Genomic DNA, 16,625 nt, shown 5'->3' with positions numbered 1-16,625 from the left:
TCCGCCAAGAGGACACAGGCGAAACAGTACCGTATCGTAGATAACACTTATGCAACCAATCTTTTGTTTCAAGCTGCGACTCGTGAAATTGCCAGTGCCTGGCTCCGTCAACACAAATGGTAAAAGGGACGGTTTTATCATCCGGGATTTTGGTTTTGCGGCTTTGCAGGAGTGGGGCTCTGTCCGTTTTCCCGAAAACGACGGGTTCCGGCGGACAGGCCGGAACAGAGCCCGCCCCTGCATAAAATCTGCGGAGGGGACGCTCTCTCCGCAGAGTATGTTTGATTTGCGCATTTTCCCCGAATGTGGTATGCTGGTCAAAAGAGGGGAGGCGTGCCTGTGCCGAGGAAAAATACCCGGAATACCAAGGGGCGGATCATCTCCGCGGCCTGGAAGCTGTTCTACGAGCAGGGCTATGAGGAGACCACCGTGGAGGACATCGTCTTTGAATCAGAGACCTCCAAGGGCTCCTTCTACCACTACTTTGACGGCAAGGACGCCCTGCTGGGGACGCTGGCCAACGTATTCGACGAGAAGTACGAACAGCTGACGGCGGTCATGGACCCGTCCCTGGACGCCATGGAGAAGCTGGTCTACCTGAACCATGAGCTGTTCGCCATGATCGACGGCGGCGTATCCATGGACCTGCTGGCCCGGCTGCTGTCCACCCAGCTGCTGGCCCGGGGGGAAAAACACCTGCTGGACAGGAACCGCATCTACTTCAAGCTGCTGCGGAAGATCATCAGCCAGGGCCAGCAGGCGGGGCAGCTGCGGACGGACCGGACGGTGAACGACATTGTGAAGGCCTACGCCCTGTGGGAGCGGGCTCTCCTGTACGACTGGTGCCTCTGCGGCGGGGAGTACTCCCTGGTGGCCTACACCGACAGCGTGACGCCCATGTTCCTGGAGAGCTACCGGGCCCCGGGGCGGAAGGCAGATGGGACTTGACCCCTATGGTATAAAAGGCGGCCCCCGGTGTTCCGGGGGCCGCCCTGTGGTGTCATTGTCTCAGGATCACTCCGCCGCGGCGGCCTTCAGGGCCTCCGCCCGGCCGGTCTTCTCCCAGGTCACGCCCAGGTCCTCCCGGCCCATGTGGCCGTAGGCCGCCAGCTTGCGGTAGATGGGCCTGCGCAGATCCAGGTCACGGATGATGGCGGTGGGCCGCAGGTCAAACACCTTGCGGACAGCCTCCTCCAGCTTTCCGTCGTCCACGGCGCCGGTGCCGAAGGTATCCACCAGGATGCTCACCGGCTGAGCCACGCCGATGGCATAGGCCAGCTCCACCTGGCAGCGGCGGGCAAGGCCGGCGGCCACGATGTTCTTGGCCACCCACCGGGCGGCATAGGCCGCGGAGCGGTCCACCTTGGTGGGGTCCTTGCCGGAGAAACAGCCGCCGCCGTGGGGGGCGCTGCCGCCGTAGGTATCCACAATGATCTTCCGGCCCGTGAGGCCGGCGTCCGCCGCCGGGCCGCCCTTGACAAAGCGGCCGGTGGGATTGACATAGTATTTGGTGTTCTCGTCCAGCATGTCGGCGGGGATGACCACCTTCACCACCTGCTCGACCATATCCCGGCGGATCTGATCCAGGGTGACGTCGGGGTTGTGCTGGGTGGAGATGACCACGGTGTCCACCCGGACCGGGCGGTTGTTCTCATCGTACTCCACGGTCACCTGGCTCTTGCCGTCGGGCCGCATGTAGGGGAGAATCCCGGTCTTGCGCACCAGGGTCATCTGCTTGCAGAGCTTCTGGGCCAGGGACAGGGGCAGGGGCATCAGCTCCGGCGTCTCGTCACATGCGTAGCCGAACATCATGCCCTGGTCGCCGGCACCGTGGCCCAGCTCGGCATCCTCGCCGTTCTTGTTCTCCAGGGACTTGTCCACGCCCATGGCGATGTCCGGGGACTGCTCGTCCACGGAGGTGATGACGGCGCAGGTGTCGCAGTCAAAGCCGTACTTGCCCCGGTCGTAGCCGATGTCCCGGACCACCTCCCGGGCGATCTTGTCGATGTCCACAAAGCACTTGGTGGTAATCTCGCCCATGACATGGATGAGACCGGTGCAGGCCGTGGTCTCGCAGGCCACGCGGCCCTGGGGGTCCTGGGCCAGGATGGCGTCCAGCACGGCGTCGGAGATCTGGTCGCAGATCTTGTCGGGATGTCCCTCGGTAACGGACTCGGAAGTGAATAAGTAGTGTCTTGCCATTGTACTCGTCTCCTTTTCTGATTTGTCGCGGAGGCAGAAAAAACACGCGTTTCGACAGGCGAAACGCGCGAAAAAATCTTTCCGCTCCTCATCTGTCGGTATCCGTCGGATTTGGCACCTTGAAGAACAGGTTGCCGTGGCTTCGCAGGGCCGGTCCCTCCGCCACTCTTGATAAGGGATGATGAAGTTGTTATTACTCATAATAGTCAGCTCCCGGGGATTTGTCAAGGACCCTTTTCTGGATTTTTTAGAAAAAACCACTTTTTGTCAACGTTCAAAAAATATACATGACTTTTCACCGGAAAGCGGGTATAATAATTTATTACCTGTGTGGTTTTTCCGAATTTTACCTTCTGGAGGGATTCCCTTTGAAAAAGCTCAACCGCGCGGTGGACCGCTTCGCGTACAACCACCCCAACTTCGGTATCCCCAACCTGATGAAGTACATCGTCATCGGCAACGCCATCGTCTATTTTCTCATCGTGTTCGCCGGATACGGGGCCGTCAGCTTCCTGGCCTTTGACTGGAACGCCATCCTTCACGGGGAGATCTGGCGTCTGGTGACCTTCATCTTCTTCCCCGGCTTTTACAGCCTGAACCAGGCCATCTGGCTGGTGTTCTTCCTGCACCTCTACTATATGATCGGCACCACCCTGGAGCGGGAGTGGGGCACGGCAAAATTCAGCCTCTATTACATCTCCGGCGTGGTGCTGACGGTCATCACCGGCGCGGTCATCGGCCTGCTCAGCGGCGGCGCCCACATCACCGGCGCGGATTATGTAAACCAATCCATGTTCTTTGCCTTCGCCATGCTGTACCCGGAGACCCGTTTCCTGCTGTTCTTCTTCATCCCGGTGAAGGTAAAGTGGCTGGCCTGGTTTGACGCCGCACTTTTCGCCCTGGCGGTGGTTCAGAGTCTGCTGCGGGGAAACATTCTGGGAGCCCTGCTGCCCATCATTGCCCTTTTGAACTTCATCGTCTTCTTCTGGACCAACATCACCGACGAAATCGCCTGGCGCCGGGGGCGGGCGAAGCACCAGACTTCCCACCAGACCATCCAGTTCAAGGCCGCCGCCCGGCAGCAGAAGAAGCGGGAAGAGGAGCGGGGCTACCGCCACAAGTGCGCCGTCTGTGGGCGGACCGACACGGAGTGGCCGGACCTGGAGTTCCGGTACTGCTCCCGCTGCCAGGGATACCACTGCTTCTGCCAGGAACACATCTTCAACCACGTACATTTTACCGAGTGATCGACGGAAGGCCGCCCCTTTGGGGCGGCCTTCCGCTGTTTGCGTTTCGGAATGTATGGAGTAAGCTGTAAATCTCCCGCAGAAGGAGTTATCCAGTTGTTTCCTGTTGGGGATTCAAAAAATTGTTAAGTGCCTCTTGTTTTCCCCCTGCCGACTTCATTCTGTCACTTATGCCGCTCTTCCATGATGGCTTACCGCTATTTTGTAAATACCTGCTCCGATCGCATCTATAAAATCATTTTGAAAAAATCCAATGTTTATCAGCCCGCTCCCTCGGATAAGCAGAAATTGCTTTTAAGGTTTGTCAAAGTTAAGTTTAATAGATTCTAATAGAACTGTCAACCGCCTTCAAGCCAACCTCCTAAATTTCCGCTTCCCTCCCGCCGCCGGATGCGGTATAATGGAGACAATCAATCCATCCCCCCGCGGGCGGAAAGGAGCAAACACGATGGATCAGGACAAGGCTCTGCGCATCCGTCTGGTCGAGACCTTCAACGACCGGGCATTTTTGAAAAAACTGGGGTTCACCCGCAAGGACATCCGGCGGGTCTTCGGCGCCGCCGACTGGAAGTCCATGCTCTCCCCCCTGCTCCCCATCCGGGAGCGGCTGACCTGCGCCCAGGCGCTGGCCTCCTTCCGCCCGGTGCTGGACGCCCTGGCCCCGGAGCCGGAGGAGGGCTGGCTCCGCTGCGCCTACCAGGTGGCGCTGTCCCTCCTCTACCCTCAGGCGGACGAGGTCCACACCTCCGCCCAGTGGGACGGGGCGCTGTGCTTCCTCCAGTTCCTCCAGGTGCTCTTTGACGCGGAGCGGCAGGCCCTGCCCTTCGACCCCTGGCTGGACTTCGCCTTCTGCACGGAGGAGGAGCTCTCCGGCAGCGCCGTCGCGGCGGAGTACCGCATCTTCCTGAAGCGCCTGCGGATGGAGTACGTCTACGAGCTGCTGCGCCTGGGCCGGGAGGTGACGCCCTTCCGGACTCTGGAGCACATTGCCGGCGTCCACCACGCCGCCATGACCGTGGCCCGGGCCTTCAGGGCCGGGGGCGGACGTATCGACCTGGGGCTCATGAGCGGCGCCGCCGCCGCCCACGACATCGGCAAGTTCGGCTGCAAACCCGGGGAGCGGGTGCCCTACCTCCACTACTACTACACCGACCAGTGGTGCACCCGGCGGGGCCTCAGCTCCATCGGCCACATTGCCGCCAACCACTCCGTGTGGGACCTGGAGATCGAGAACCTGTCCTCGGAGTCGCTGGTGCTGGTGTACGCCGACTTCCGGGTGAAGCAGTCCCGGGGGGCGGATGGCGGGGAGATTGCGGAGCTCTTCTCCTTAAAAGACGCCTTCGACGTGATTTTAAGCAAGCTGGACAACGTGGACGACGCCAAGCGGCGGCGGTACCAGTTCGTCTACGCCAAGCTGCGGGATTTCGAGGAGTATCTCACCTACTTTGGTGTGGACACCACCCTGGAGAGCCCCGGCATCCCCCCGGTCCTCCGGCGGAACGCCGCTCTGGCCTCCCCGGATGAGGTGGTGTACTACCTGCGCTACACCGCCGTGGACCACAACATCCGCCTGATGCACCGCCTGGGCCGGGAGCATCTGTTCCTGGCCACCCTGGAGGCCGCCCGCAGCGAGAAGGACGCCGGCCGCCTGCGGGCCTATGTGTCCATCTTCGAGGAGTATTTCACCTACTGGAGCGCGGGCCAGAAGGAGCAGACCCTGGACTTCCTCTATGAGCTGCTGCTGTCGGCGGACGGCGACATCCGGCGCCATGCCGCCGCCCTCATCGGAAGGATGCTGGCGGGGTTCCTCTCCGGCTACAAGAAGGAGCTGCCCGCCGGGGCCGCCCCGGACCCCCTGGAGGAGCGGCCCTTCCAGCTGTGGGCGGAGTACCTGGAAAAGCTGATTCACCCGGACCGCCGCCTGACCCCCCGCCAGACCAGCATGATCCGTTATCAGGCCAAAACCGCGGTGGACGCCCTGCTGGGGGAGTGCTCCGACAGGGACGCCCCCCGTTTCGCCGCAGAGCTGCTGCGCCACTATCAGGACCCCGCCGCCGCGGAGCCGGACGCGGCCTTTGCCCTGCTGGACGCCGTGATGAACGCCCCTCTGGAGCGGGCGGACCCCGGCGCCTATAGCACCCTGACCGCCTTTGCCGCCTGGTGGCTGGACCGGGGCGAGGCGCTCCAGAAGGCGGCCGCTCTGCGGCTGTTCCGGCACCTTCTGAACTTCCTGCCGGAGACGGCGTCGGAGCGGCAGTCCATTGCCGCCGCCGTGGAGGCGGCGGACTGCACCGCCAGCCTGCCGCTGCTGTTCCTCCAGGTACAGCTGGGGGAGCGGCTGGGGCTGGATGTCACCGCCAAAAAAGCCCTGCTGGGCCGGCCAGGCACGGCCAGCGGCGTGTCCCTGGACAATCTCAAAACCGCCACGCCCTGGATTCTGAAGGCCGCCGGCGTGGAGTACCTGCTGGACCAGGTAGAGCGGGACGGCGGGGCCAATGCCCTGCAGATCGCCACCCACTTTTCCAACCTCATCAAGGTCAGCGAGCACGTGGTGGTGCGGCGGATGGCGGGGGCGGCTCTTCTGTCCATTGCCCCGGCGCTGACGCCGGACCGGCGCAACGAGATCGCCGTGGAGATGTCCAAGGCCCTGGAGACCGGGCAGGCGGAGATCTCCAAGTATATCCCGGAGTACCTGGGCCAGTTCGTGCTGTGGCTGACACCCCGGGAGCTGGATGAGGTGGTGGTCCAGATGGCCGCCCTGCTCTCCTCCCCCAACACCGATGTGGTGGCGGCGGCCCTGTCCACCGTGGGAGCCATGCTGGAGCACTACACTGTCTACGCCGCCCGCTTTGGCGAGGGGGCGGATTCCTCCGTCCGCCGGAAAACCCTGGCCGGCCTTCTCCTCAAGGGTCTGGCGGACCGCCGGGAGGCGGCGCGGCAGGAGGCCCTCCACATTCTGGGCGGACTCTTCGCCTCCAAAGCCCTGGGCTATGACGAGAAGACCTCCCTCTTCACTTTAATCAGCAAAAAGCTGCTGTTCCTCATCGGCGAGCAGCCGGAGGAGGAACTGACCTTCTTCTATACCGCGGCATCGCTGTCCCATATCTACCGCTTCATCGTCCTCCACAAGATCCAGAGCGGGCCCTTTCAATTTGAGATTCCGGGGAAGGCCGCCTTCTTCCCCGGCACCTTCGATCCCTTCTCCCTCAGCCACAAGGGCATCGTCCAGGCCATCCGGGACCTGGGGTTCGAGGTGTATCTGGCGGTAGACGAGTTCTCCTGGTCCAAGAAGGCCCAGCCCTCTCTGATCCGGCGGCAGATCGTCAGCATGTCCGTGGCGGACGAGTTCGACGTGTACCTCTTCCCCCACGATATCCCGGTGAATCTGGCCACTCCCGCCGACCTGAACCGCCTGCGGCAGGTGTTCGCGGGGCAGGCGCTGTATCTGGCGGTGGGGTCCGACGTGGTGGCGGGCGCCTCCTCCTACAAGGCGCCGCCCTCCCCCGGCTCTGTCCACTACCTCAACCACATCGTCTTCCGCCGCTCCAGCGACGCCGAGGGCCGGGAGATCGACGCGGACCTCTCCTGTATTCTGGGGGATGTGCTCCAGCTCCAGCTGCCCACCCACCTGGAGAACATCAGCTCCACCCGCATCCGGGAGAACATCGACCTGGGGCGGGATATCTCCAACCTCATCGAGCCCTCGGTGCAGGACTACATCTACCGCAACAGCCTGTACCTGCGGGAGCCCCAGTACAAGCAGGTCATCCGGACGGGCTTTCTGCGCTTTGAGTGGGCGGAGCGCCCGGAGGCGCCGCTGTGGGAGGAGCTTTGCGCCATGGCCGCCGCAGAGCGCCGCCCCCTGCCGGATCCGGACAGCCGGGACAGCGTGCTGGTTCTGCGCCACACCCTGCCCGGGGAGCGGATTCTGGGCTTTTTGACCCTGCGGACCGTCAATGACCGGGGACTGTACGGCGCCTTCGGGGATGAAGATCTGGCCGACGCGGTGCGCTGCCGCGCGGCGGGGCGGATCCGGCTGCTGACCGGACTGTACCTGGCCCGCATCCCCAATTTCAGTTATGACGCCGGACAGCTCCTTCTGACGGAGGCCCTGTCCCAGGCCATGGGCGAGGACTGCGGCTATGCCGCCTGGTATGGCCCCGCCGCCGGGGAGGAGATGCTGGACCTGCTGGCCCGGCAGGGTTTTGTCCAAATCGCCGGAACAGAGGAGCGGCCGTTGCTGCTGGTGGACATGCGCTCCCCGGCGGTGCTGCTCCAGAACATTCCCACCACCCTGAAAGAGCCCTTTTCCTCCGACCTCCAGGTGCTCACGGCCATCCGAAAGGCCCACCACCAGCTCCAGCGGGCCATCTGCGGACTGTACCCCGGGGCGCTGGTGCTGTCCCTCAACGCCGAGGTCATCTACCACCGGCTTGTGGGAAAGCTGACGGACCTCAACGGCGTGCCCGCCGAGCCCACCGTCCCCCGGGTCCTGGGCCCCAAGATGTGCGTGCCCTTCGGCAAGATTCTCCGGGGCAGCGCCGTGCCCAACACCGTCACTAAGACCGTCCACACCGACAAGGTCTTTGCCCCGGACCTGAAGTCATTCACCATCCAGGCCTTCCCCGGCTACGCGCCCTTGGAGAGCCAGATCCGGACTATCCGCTCCTTCCGCCGGCCCGTGATGCTGGTGGACGACCTGATCCACTCCGGCAACCGCATCCAGGCCCTGGATCCCCTGTTCCGGCAGGAGGGCGTGGACATCGACCGCTGCGTGGTGGGCCTGCTCTCCGGCCGGGGCCGGGACCTGATGGCCGCCCGGGGCCGGGAGGTGGACAGCGTCTACTACATCCCCAACATGCGGGCCTGGTTTGTGGAGTCCACCATGTACCCCTTCATCGGCGGCGACACCGTGGGCGGGGCCCGGGCCTCCGTGCCCGGACTGACCCCGGCGGTGAACCTGATCCTGCCCTACGCCTTCCCCAAGTTCTACAAGGAGTGCGGCCGGGAGGCGGTGTTCGCCTTCTCCATGGCCTGCCTGACCAACGGCCGGGATATTCTGCTGGCGCTGGAGTCGGCCTACCGGGAGCGCTACGCCCGGAATCTGACCCTCTCCCGCCTCAGTGAGGCGGTGATCCTGCCCCTGAGCCCGGATAAGGGGAACTGCCTGCTCTACGACGCCAGCCTGCCGGCCTCCATGTGCCTGGAGAACGATTTGAAGATGCTGCTGCGGATGCGGGAGCTGCTGGAATAAGGACAAAGACAGGAGATCGGAGACCTATGTACTGGTACAACATCAACGAAAAAACGGCTGCATCCTTTGCGGCAGATCTGCCCTTTCCCCCGGCGGAGCCGGGGACGCCGGAGCTGTTTCTGGTCCGCGGGGACCCCGCTCTGCACCCCGCCGCCTGGCGCGTGACAGACCCCCGCCAGCTGACGGCGGAGCACCCGGATGCGGCCTGGCTGGACCCCCGGCGGATGGGGGCGGAACCGGAGCTGCCGGAGGCTGTCTCCGCCGCCATTGCGGCAGGCAACCTTACCGGCGCGAACCTCCGGCACCCCCGCTGGAGGCGGGCCCTGGATTTCGCCGCACCCAGGCCGGGGAAGAAGCGGGTCCACCTGCTGGCGGTGGGGGACGTGGGCGGTACGCTGCTGACGGCGCTGAAACTGCTGGGAGGCGATGTGGTCTCCTCCACCGGCATCTGTGACCTCAGTGGGAACGCCGTGGCCCGGTGGGTCGCGGAGATGGGCCAGATCGCCTGGCCCTGGGACTATGACGCCCTTCCGGCAGTGGATGCGGCACCGCCGGAGCGCCTCTTTGACTGCGATGTATTCATCTTCGCCGCCGCCAGGGCCATTCCGCCGGTAGGAAGCGGCGTGCAGGACGTGCGCATGGCCCAGCTGGAGGCTAACCGGCCCCTTGCGGAGCGGTTCGCCCGGCAGGCCAGGGCCGCGGACTTCCGAGGGCTTTTCATCGTCCTCAGCGACCCGGTGGACCAGCTGTGCCAGGCGGCCTGGCGGGCCTCTAACCGGGATGAAGCCGGCAATTGGGACGGTCTAGGCCTTCTGCCGGAGCAGGTGCAGGGCTTTGGCCTGGGGGTGATGAACGCCCGGGCGGCGTACTTTGCGAAACAGGACCCCCGCTTTGCTGCCTTCCTCACCGAGGGCCGCAGCTTCGGCCCCCACGGCAAGGGGCTGGTGATTGCCAACTCCGTGGAACACTACGACGATGAACTCTCCCGGGAGCTGACCCGCCTGACCCTGGAGGCCAACCTCCGCATCCGGGAGCTGGGGTTCAAGCCCTACGTGGCCCCCGCCGTGTCCTCCGGGGCCATGCAGCTGCTGCTGAGCCTGCGGGGGGCGTGGCACTGCGGCTCCGTGCCCCTGGGGGGCGTGTGGTTCGGCTGCAAGAACCGTTTCACGGCCCGGGGGCTGGAGATTGAGACGCTGGAGATGCCGGACCCGCTCTTTGCCCGACTGCGGGAGACGGAGGCGGCGCTGCGGGCCCTCTCACCGGAGGCGGCGCCGTAAGCCGGGGTGGAAAATCGGGTATTGGCTGCTGCTGGCCCTGGCGGGGCCTGCGGTGTGCTGGCGGCCCTGGCGGCGTCCGAAAAGCGCCGGGGGGATTTTAGCGCCGCCTTTGGACTGAATGTTCTGGCGGCGGTGTTTCTCTGCCAGGCCCTGAGGGATGTGCCGGCGTGCTATTCGTACTATGTCCCCGGCTGGGCCGGGAGGAGGTGTCTTTATGGACGGCGAGCTGCTGATCCTCCACGCGGGCCGCCATAGCGGACGGCTGGAAACGGTGCTGTCCGCCGCCCGGGAGGGCCGCCGGTCCCAGGTGTGGTCCCGGCTGGAGGGCCCCTTGGAAAACCGCCGGGTCCTCTTCGCCGTGCCCCTGGATGGCAGCGGCGTAAACCATGAATTATACAGCCTGCTGGCGTACCTCCGCACCCATCCGGACTGTCTCCGGGGGTGCGTGGGCGGCGTGCTGGCGGACGGGACTGGGGACCTTTACACCAAGTCCGCGGGGCGGGAGCTGGTACTGGCGGCCAGCCTGGCGGGCTGCGCCTTCCCGGGCCGGCCCCTGGTGGAGGCTACGGGGGACCTGCGGAACTTCACCGTCCAGGCAAAAAACGCCGGGTGTTCTTTGGAGGAGGCCTACCGGCGCGCGGCGGCGGACCTGGTCCGGCGGGTTCTGGACTTTGCCCCGCCCCGGCGGCAGCGGCCAAAGCTCCTGGTGCTCCACGCCTCCAGCCGCCGCACCTCTAACACCCTGGCCCTGTGGAGCCGGTGCCGGGAACGGCTGGAGAGGGCCTGTGAGATCACGGAGATCGGCCTTCGCAACGGCACCCTGGCGGACTGCGCCGGGTGCCCCTACACCGCCTGCCTCCACTTCGGGGAGCGGGGGGACTGCTTCTACGGCGGCGTCATGGTGGAGGAGGTATACCCTGCCGTCCGGGCGGCGGACGGCGTGGTGCTGCTGTGCCCCAACTACAACGACGCCCTGCCCGCCAACCTCACCGCCGCCGTCAACCGCCTGACGGCCCTGTACCGGGCCGCGCCCTTTGAGGACACGGCGGTGTTCGCCGTCGTGGTTTCGGGGTACTCCGGCGGGGACATTGTGGCCAGCCAGGTGGTGTCCGCCATGAACATGAACAAGGGCTTCTGGCTGCCGCCGCAGTTTGCTATGCTGGAGACCGCCAACGACGCCGGTACGGCGGTAAAACTGCCGGGAATTGAAGAACGGCTGGAGCGGTTCAGCGGGAACATTCTGGAGCAGCTGTCAGGCAGGAGATAAACACAACAGGGCCCCGCGTCCCACGGACGCGGGGCCCTGTTTCAGCCGTAGGAGGCATAGGAGCCCTCGGTGATTTCAAACTCTGTGACAACTTTTCCGGCATTGTCCCTCCCGGTGACAAAAGTGTGCTCGCTGGTCTGGTAGGGCCAGCCCTCCAGCTTGTAGGGCAGGAGAAAATACCGGTGGCCATCCCGTTCCATCCAGCTCTCTTTTGGAACTGTGAGCCGGACATGCTCCTGATAGATATTCTCCCCCTCCGCTTCATCGTAGCCGCTGATGTAACGGAGGCTGAGCTCCACCGTCTCGATGGAGGGAGCGTCCGCCCGGCCATAGAAAAAGCAATACATTTCCTCCTGACCGTACCGGCTGACAGTCCGCTCCGCGGCGTACAGCGGGGCGCCGCCGGTGCAGTCCAGGGCGGCGCCGAACTGGGGAAACCAGCCCAGGTGCGTGAAGTGGACATCCCCCAGCAGCAGGGCATTTTCGCTGGCCGTCAGGTAAAACAGGGAGGTTTTGTAGATATCCGGTTCCCAAATGCGCCGGAGGACTTTCGTACCGCAGACGCCCTCCCGCTCCTCCGTCTCCCGAAGAGCCTGGACCGGCAGCAGCAGTCCCACATGCAGCAGGTTCTGCACCAGCAGCAGCAAAATCAGGGCCCGGGAGGCATGGCGGAGGGCGTCCCGCCTCCGGGTGGGCAGTCTCTTTCTCCGCTTCATGATCCCACCTCCTCCGGCAGGGGGATATCGATCAAAACGGTCTCGCCCAACCGCTCGTACCGCAGCGTGATGTGGTCGTCTCCCAGCCGGACCGGGGCCCGCAGGCGGGTATACTCCGCCAGCCAGTGGCCGCCGCCTCCGCCGTGGCCGCCGTCCCATCGGGTCTCTCCCCGCTGGCTCTCCGCCGTAAGGCAGTCCAGCAGCTTTCCGGACACGATGCCGCCGGGAATCCGGTCATAGGTACAGACGGCAACCTCCGCCACCCGCTCCCCCTCCTTGACGCCCACGGAGACGCGGTAGACCCGCAAAACGTCGTTGCCCACGGTGACCCGGATATCCCGCTCCTCTTCCGCCGTATAGTCCATGGCACTGCGGTTCTCCGGGGCCCGGAAGCGGAAGGCTACGCTGTCCCACAAAAAGCCCAGACTCCCGATGCCCAGCACCATCACGAAGATCATAACGATAGAGACGATGACGGACACGCCGGTAATCCTGTCCCAATACCGGGGATACTGCTTGTCCATCTCCCGGCCCACCTCCGCCGGGTCTCCCATGGCGGCCATGGTCCGCTCCTCCGCAAGCCTCTCATCGTACCCCAGCTCCAGCAGGGCGCAGATGTGGTCCTCCATGTGCTCCTCCAGCTCCGCCCGGACGGCCTCCTTTTCCTCACGGGACAGGCGGCGGAGGTGGGAGAGCACCTGGGCGCAGTATTCCGCCCGGTCCATCACGCCGTTCCCAGGGCGGAGGACTGGAGCACCGCATTCACCGCGCCGGAGTACCGCCGCCAGCTCTCCGCCTCCGCCCGCAGGGCCTCGCCGCCCTTTTTCGTCAAGTGGTAGTATTTCCGCATCCGGCCTGTGGGGGCCTCCTGCCGGTATGCCTCCACATAGCCCTGCTGCTCCAGACCGTGGAGCACGGGGTACAGCGTGCCCTCCTTCATATCAAAGGTGTGGTTGGACCGGCGGGCCAGCTCCAGGATCATCTGGTAGCCGTACATATCCTCCCCGGCCAGCAGGGACAGCACCAGCAGCGGCGTGTGCTCGATCTGCTGTTTTTTCCGCATCTTCCTCACTCCTCTCCGAAATAAAACCCAGGCCGAAAAATGTCAAAACGTCCAAGCGGCGGCCCTTTTCCCCTGCGCCGCGTTAAAAATTCTTGGAACACACAAGGTGCTCCTGCGAATTTTTGCCTTGCCAGCGGAAAAATCTCTCGCCCTTGCGCATTTCGCTATTTATCCAACAAAGCCTAGTATCTCTAGGCTTATTATATATAGCATCGCAAGGTATGTCAAGGAAAAACACAGCGGGCAAAGCCCGTTCAATCTATCGAAAACTTTTGTATTCTCTTAGAAACGCAGTATTTATGAAAAGTCTCGCCGTTGGCGAGGATCGTTGACAGCCTGGCGCGGCGCAGGACAAATGTCCTGCGCCGCGTTTTTTCTAAATTTTGAAAAAATTTTTTCGGAGAGCGCACGGCGGCGTGCAACTTTTCAGGAAGCGGAGCCCTTCGTGTAGAGAGTGCTTGGAGAGGAGGCGGACAGCTTGGAGAAGATACAGGCGGACGCGGCGGGCCAGCTGCGGCGGGAAGAGGTTCTGCGGCGGCTGGCGCAGCTGGCCTTCGGCAGGGCCAACGACGCAGTGCGGCTGGCTCTGCGCCCCGGGGAGGTGGACCCGGAGGAGTTGGATCTCTCTGCCGTGGCGGAGTTCAAGGTGACCGACAAGGGCGGCGTGGAGGTGAAGCTGGCAGACCGGGTGCAGGCGCTGGAGACGCTCTGTACCCTGCTGGAGGACGGCGGCCGCGGGGCCGCGGCACTGTACCGGGCACTGGCGGAGGGCTGCGGAGAGACAGGGGAGGGATGGGACAACGGGTGAAATCAGGAATTTTTCCCCCAAGCAGAAACGGGTTCTGACCTGGTGGCAGTCGGAGAGGTGGGAGGCTGTCATCTGCGACGGGGCGGTGCGCAGCGGCAAGACCTTCTCCATGGGGCTGTCCTTTTTTCTGTGGGCCCAGGCCCGGTTTGACGGGCAGCAGTTCGGGCTCTGCGGCAAGACCATCGGCTCTCTGCGGCGGAATCTGCTGGCAGAGCTGGTGCCCTATCTGCGGAGCGCCGGCATGAACGTCCGGGAGCGGCGGTCGGAAAACCTGCTGGTGGTGCGGTTTGCGGGACATGAAAACCGATTTCTGCTCTTCGGTGGGCGGGACGAGTCCAGCGCGGCTCTGATCCAGGGGAGCACCCTGGCGGGGGTGCTGCTGGACGAGGCGGCGCTGATGCCCCGCTCCTTTGTGGAGCAGGCCGTCGCCCGGTGCAGCGTGGCGGGGAGCCGGCTGTGGTTCAACTGCAACCCGGAGGGGCCCCAGCACTGGTTTTACCGGGAGTGGATTTTGAGGGCCCGGGAGCGGCGGGCGCTGTACCTCCACTTCACCATGGAGGACAATCCCGCCCTGTCCCGGCACATCCGGGAGCGGTACCGGCGGGCCTACTCCGGGGTGTTCTACCGGCGGTTCGTGCTGGGGGAATGGACCGCCGCCCAGGGGCTGGTATACGACTTCTTTGACCGGGAGCGGGACGCCCCGGCGGCCCCGGCGGGCCCCTTTGCCCGGTGGCGGATCTCCGTGGACTACGGCACCGCCAACCCCGCCTCCTTCGGGCTGTGGGGGGAGCTGGACGGGGTGTGGTACCGGGTACAGGAGTTCTACTACAATTCCCGGAGGGCCGGACGGCAGCGGACAGACGCGGAGTACGCAGAGGATCTGGCGGCCCTGGCCGGGGGACGGGAAATCCAGCGGGTAATCGTGGACCCCTCGGCGGCCAGCTTCATCGAGGTCCTGCGGCGGAAGGGGTTCCGGGTGGTCCGGGCGGACAACGACGTGGCGGACGGCATCCGGGTGACGGCGGACCTGCTGAAACGGCGGCGGATCGTGATCTGCCAGGAATGCCGGGACTGTCTGCGGGAGATGGAGCTCTACTGCTGGGACGAGCGGCCCGGCCGGGACGCGCCCAGGAAGGAAAACGACCACGCCATGGACGAGATGCGCTATTTCGCCATGGATCTGGCAGCGGGGGACGGGGGCGGCTTTGCCGCCATGAGCGTGGAGCGGAGAATATGAGGAGGGATCAGGACTTTGAGATGGTTCAAAAAGCGGCAGGAGGAGACATCTCCCGCAGCAGTGCAGCTGCGCAGTGGAGAGCGGCATCCCTTTGGGATGCTGGAAAACTACGTGCCCCTGAGCCGGGGAGAGACCCGGCTGTACCGGGCGGTGCGGGAGGCCGTGCCGGTGGTGGACGCGGCAGTTTATAAGCTGATCCGCATGACCGGGGGCGTGACGGCCCGGTGCGGCGACCGGACGGCGGAGCGGGCGCTGGAGGAGTTTCTGCGGACCGTGCCTGTGGGGCGGGGGCAGTTCGGCGTCAACGCCTTTCTGGACTGCTATCTGGACTCGCTTCTCACCTGCGGGCGGGCCGTCGGCGAGATCGTGCCCGCCCAGGGCGGCGGGGATATTACGGCGCTGGTGTGCGGCCGGGTGGAGGACATTGAGATCCGGGAGGGGGAGCACCCGCTGGAATTTGTGATCTGCGGGGCGGACGAGCGGGGACGGATGGGCCCCCTGCCCTGTCAGGACCTGCTGCTGTTTACGCCGCTGAACCCGGAGGCGGGAAATCCCTATGGCGTGTCTCTGCTGCGGTCCCTGCCCTTTTTGTCGGAGATTCTGACGAGTATCTACCACACCATCGGCGTCAACTGGGAACGGTGCGGCAACGTGCGCTTTGCGGTTACGTGCAAAAACGGCGAGGGCGCCTCCGCGGCGGAGCGGGGGCGGCTGCTGGCGGAGGAGTGGTCCCGGGCCATGCAGGACAGCCGCAGCGGCAGCGTGCGGGACTTTGTGGCCGTGGGGGATGTGGAGATCAGGGCCATTGGCGCCGACGCGCCCATTCTGGACAGCGAGGTGCCGGTGCGGCAGATTCTGGAGCAGATTGTGGCCAAGACCGGCATTCCGCCCTTTATGCTGGGATTAAGCTGGAATTCCACGGAGCGGATGAGCTCCCAGCAGGCGGACCTGCTGACTACGGAGATCACCGCCATTCGGCGGACGCTGACGCCGGTGGTGGAGCGGATCTGCCGGATGTGGCTGCGGATGCACGGGTACACCTGCGGCTTTGCGGTGGAGTGGGACGACATCAACCTCCAGGACCAGGTGGAGGAGGCCCGGGCGGAGCTCTACCGGGAGCAGGCGAGAAAACTGAGGATTGAGAATGACGAAAAGGAAGCCGGAAGGAGAGAGCGCAATGGAATTGCGTAAGGAGCGAAGCGAGGCGGCGGCAGGACTGCCCGGACAGCAGGAGCTGGAGGCCATCAACCGGTTTGCCAGGACGCCGCTGACGGCGGAGCAGGCGTACACCTTCAGCCTGCGGCTGTGCGACAACGAGGTGGACCGGGACTTTGAGCGGTTCGACGGCGCGGCGCTGGAGCGGCTGGGGGAGCTTTTCCTGGGCAAGAGCGGCATCTTCGACCACCAGTGGTCCGCCCGGGGGCAGACGGCCCGCATCTACCGGACCGAGGTGGTGCGGGAGCCCTCCATGACCACGGCGGCGGGAGACGAGTACCGCTGGCTCAAGGGCTGGGCCTATCTGCTGCGGACGGAGAAAAACTCGGACCTCATCGC

Annotated in this window: 12 protein-coding genes, 1 pseudogene and 1 riboswitch; of the genes and pseudogenes, 9 read left to right on the top strand and 4 right to left on the bottom strand. The window is 64.6% G+C overall.

Translation table 11 applies throughout. The features are described 5' to 3' along the window. Positions 1 to 339 precede the first annotated feature (339 nt). Positions 340 to 948, top strand: a complete 609-nt coding sequence (locus tag QZ326_RS05720) for a TetR/AcrR family transcriptional regulator (protein ID WP_295742434.1) — start codon at positions 340 to 342, stop codon at positions 946 to 948. 66 nt (positions 949 to 1,014) lie between these two features. On the opposite strand, the gene metK is transcribed toward QZ326_RS05720, so the two are convergent. Further along, positions 1,015 to 2,202, bottom strand: coding sequence for a methionine adenosyltransferase (gene metK / locus QZ326_RS05715; protein WP_295742431.1), 1,188 nt, complete (start codon positions 2,200 to 2,202; stop codon positions 1,015 to 1,017). 85 nt (positions 2,203 to 2,287) lie between these two features. Then, a riboswitch (SAM riboswitch) is annotated at positions 2,288 to 2,380 on the bottom strand. Positions 2,381 to 2,570: 190 nt separating this feature from the next. On the opposite strand from metK, the gene QZ326_RS05710 reads away from it, so the two are divergent. From QZ326_RS05710 to QZ326_RS05695, 4 genes are all read left to right on the top strand, one after another. After that, on the top strand, positions 2,571 to 3,449 hold the full coding sequence (locus QZ326_RS05710; protein WP_295742428.1) for a rhomboid family intramembrane serine protease: 879 nt from the start codon (positions 2,571 to 2,573) through the stop codon (positions 3,447 to 3,449). 448 nt (positions 3,450 to 3,897) lie between these two features. Continuing rightward, positions 3,898 to 8,703, top strand: coding sequence for a nicotinate-nicotinamide nucleotide adenylyltransferase (locus tag QZ326_RS05705; RefSeq protein ID WP_295742425.1), 4,806 nt, complete (start codon positions 3,898 to 3,900; stop codon positions 8,701 to 8,703). 26 nt (positions 8,704 to 8,729) lie between these two features. Further along, positions 8,730 to 9,980, top strand: a complete 1,251-nt coding sequence (locus QZ326_RS05700) for a lactate dehydrogenase (RefSeq protein ID WP_295742422.1) — start codon at positions 8,730 to 8,732, stop codon at positions 9,978 to 9,980. A 214-nt stretch (positions 9,981 to 10,194) separates the two neighbouring features. Continuing rightward, positions 10,195 to 11,247, top strand: coding sequence for an NAD(P)H-dependent oxidoreductase (locus QZ326_RS05695; protein ID WP_295742419.1), 1,053 nt, complete (start codon positions 10,195 to 10,197; stop codon positions 11,245 to 11,247). 41 nt (positions 11,248 to 11,288) lie between these two features. Here QZ326_RS05695 and QZ326_RS05690 read toward each other — a convergent pair whose 3' ends face one another. Genes QZ326_RS05690 through QZ326_RS05680 form a run of 3 tightly spaced genes read right to left on the bottom strand, consistent with a single transcriptional unit; the run spans position 11,289 to position 13,026 of the window. Continuing rightward, the gene (locus QZ326_RS05690; RefSeq protein ID WP_295742416.1) at positions 11,289 to 11,963 is read right to left on the bottom strand and encodes a hypothetical protein; all 675 of its coding nucleotides are present in this window, start codon (positions 11,961 to 11,963) and stop codon (positions 11,289 to 11,291) included. Continuing rightward, positions 11,960 to 12,688, bottom strand: coding sequence for a permease prefix domain 1-containing protein (locus tag QZ326_RS05685; protein WP_295742413.1), 729 nt, complete (start codon positions 12,686 to 12,688; stop codon positions 11,960 to 11,962). Before QZ326_RS05685 ends, QZ326_RS05690 begins: the two co-directional genes overlap by 4 nt. Continuing rightward, positions 12,688 to 13,026 carry a PadR family transcriptional regulator gene (locus tag QZ326_RS05680; protein WP_295742411.1) on the bottom strand — a complete coding sequence of 113 codons (339 nt, stop codon included), beginning with the start codon at positions 13,024 to 13,026 and terminating at the stop codon, positions 12,688 to 12,690. Before QZ326_RS05680 ends, QZ326_RS05685 begins: the two co-directional genes overlap by 1 nt. Before the next feature lie 478 nt (positions 13,027 to 13,504). On the opposite strand from QZ326_RS05680, the gene QZ326_RS05675 reads away from it, so the two are divergent. The 4 genes and pseudogenes from QZ326_RS05675 to QZ326_RS05660 form a co-directional block, all read left to right on the top strand. Next, positions 13,505 to 13,834 (top strand): terminase small subunit, encoded by a 330-nt coding sequence (locus tag QZ326_RS05675; protein ID WP_295742408.1) that lies wholly within the window; start codon positions 13,505 to 13,507, stop codon positions 13,832 to 13,834. Between the two features lies 1 nt (position 13,835). Then, positions 13,836 to 15,071, top strand: a complete 1,236-nt coding sequence (locus QZ326_RS05670; RefSeq protein ID WP_295742437.1) for a PBSX family phage terminase large subunit — start codon at positions 13,836 to 13,838, stop codon at positions 15,069 to 15,071. Positions 15,072 to 15,086: 15 nt separating this feature from the next. Next, a complete protein-coding gene (locus QZ326_RS05665; RefSeq protein ID WP_295742405.1) occupies positions 15,087 to 16,262 on the top strand; it encodes a serine/threonine protein phosphatase in 1,176 nt (391 codons plus the stop codon). Beyond that, positions 16,249 to 16,625: pseudogene (locus QZ326_RS05660) on the top strand (hypothetical protein); the annotation flags it as partial. The gene QZ326_RS05665 and the pseudogene QZ326_RS05660, both read left to right, overlap by 14 nt.

The sequence above is a fragment of the uncultured Oscillibacter sp. genome (genome assembly GCF_910587525.1).
GTDB lineage: Bacteria > Bacillota > Clostridia > Oscillospirales > Oscillospiraceae > Oscillibacter.
This window is presented reverse-complemented; position numbering and strand designations above follow the sequence as displayed.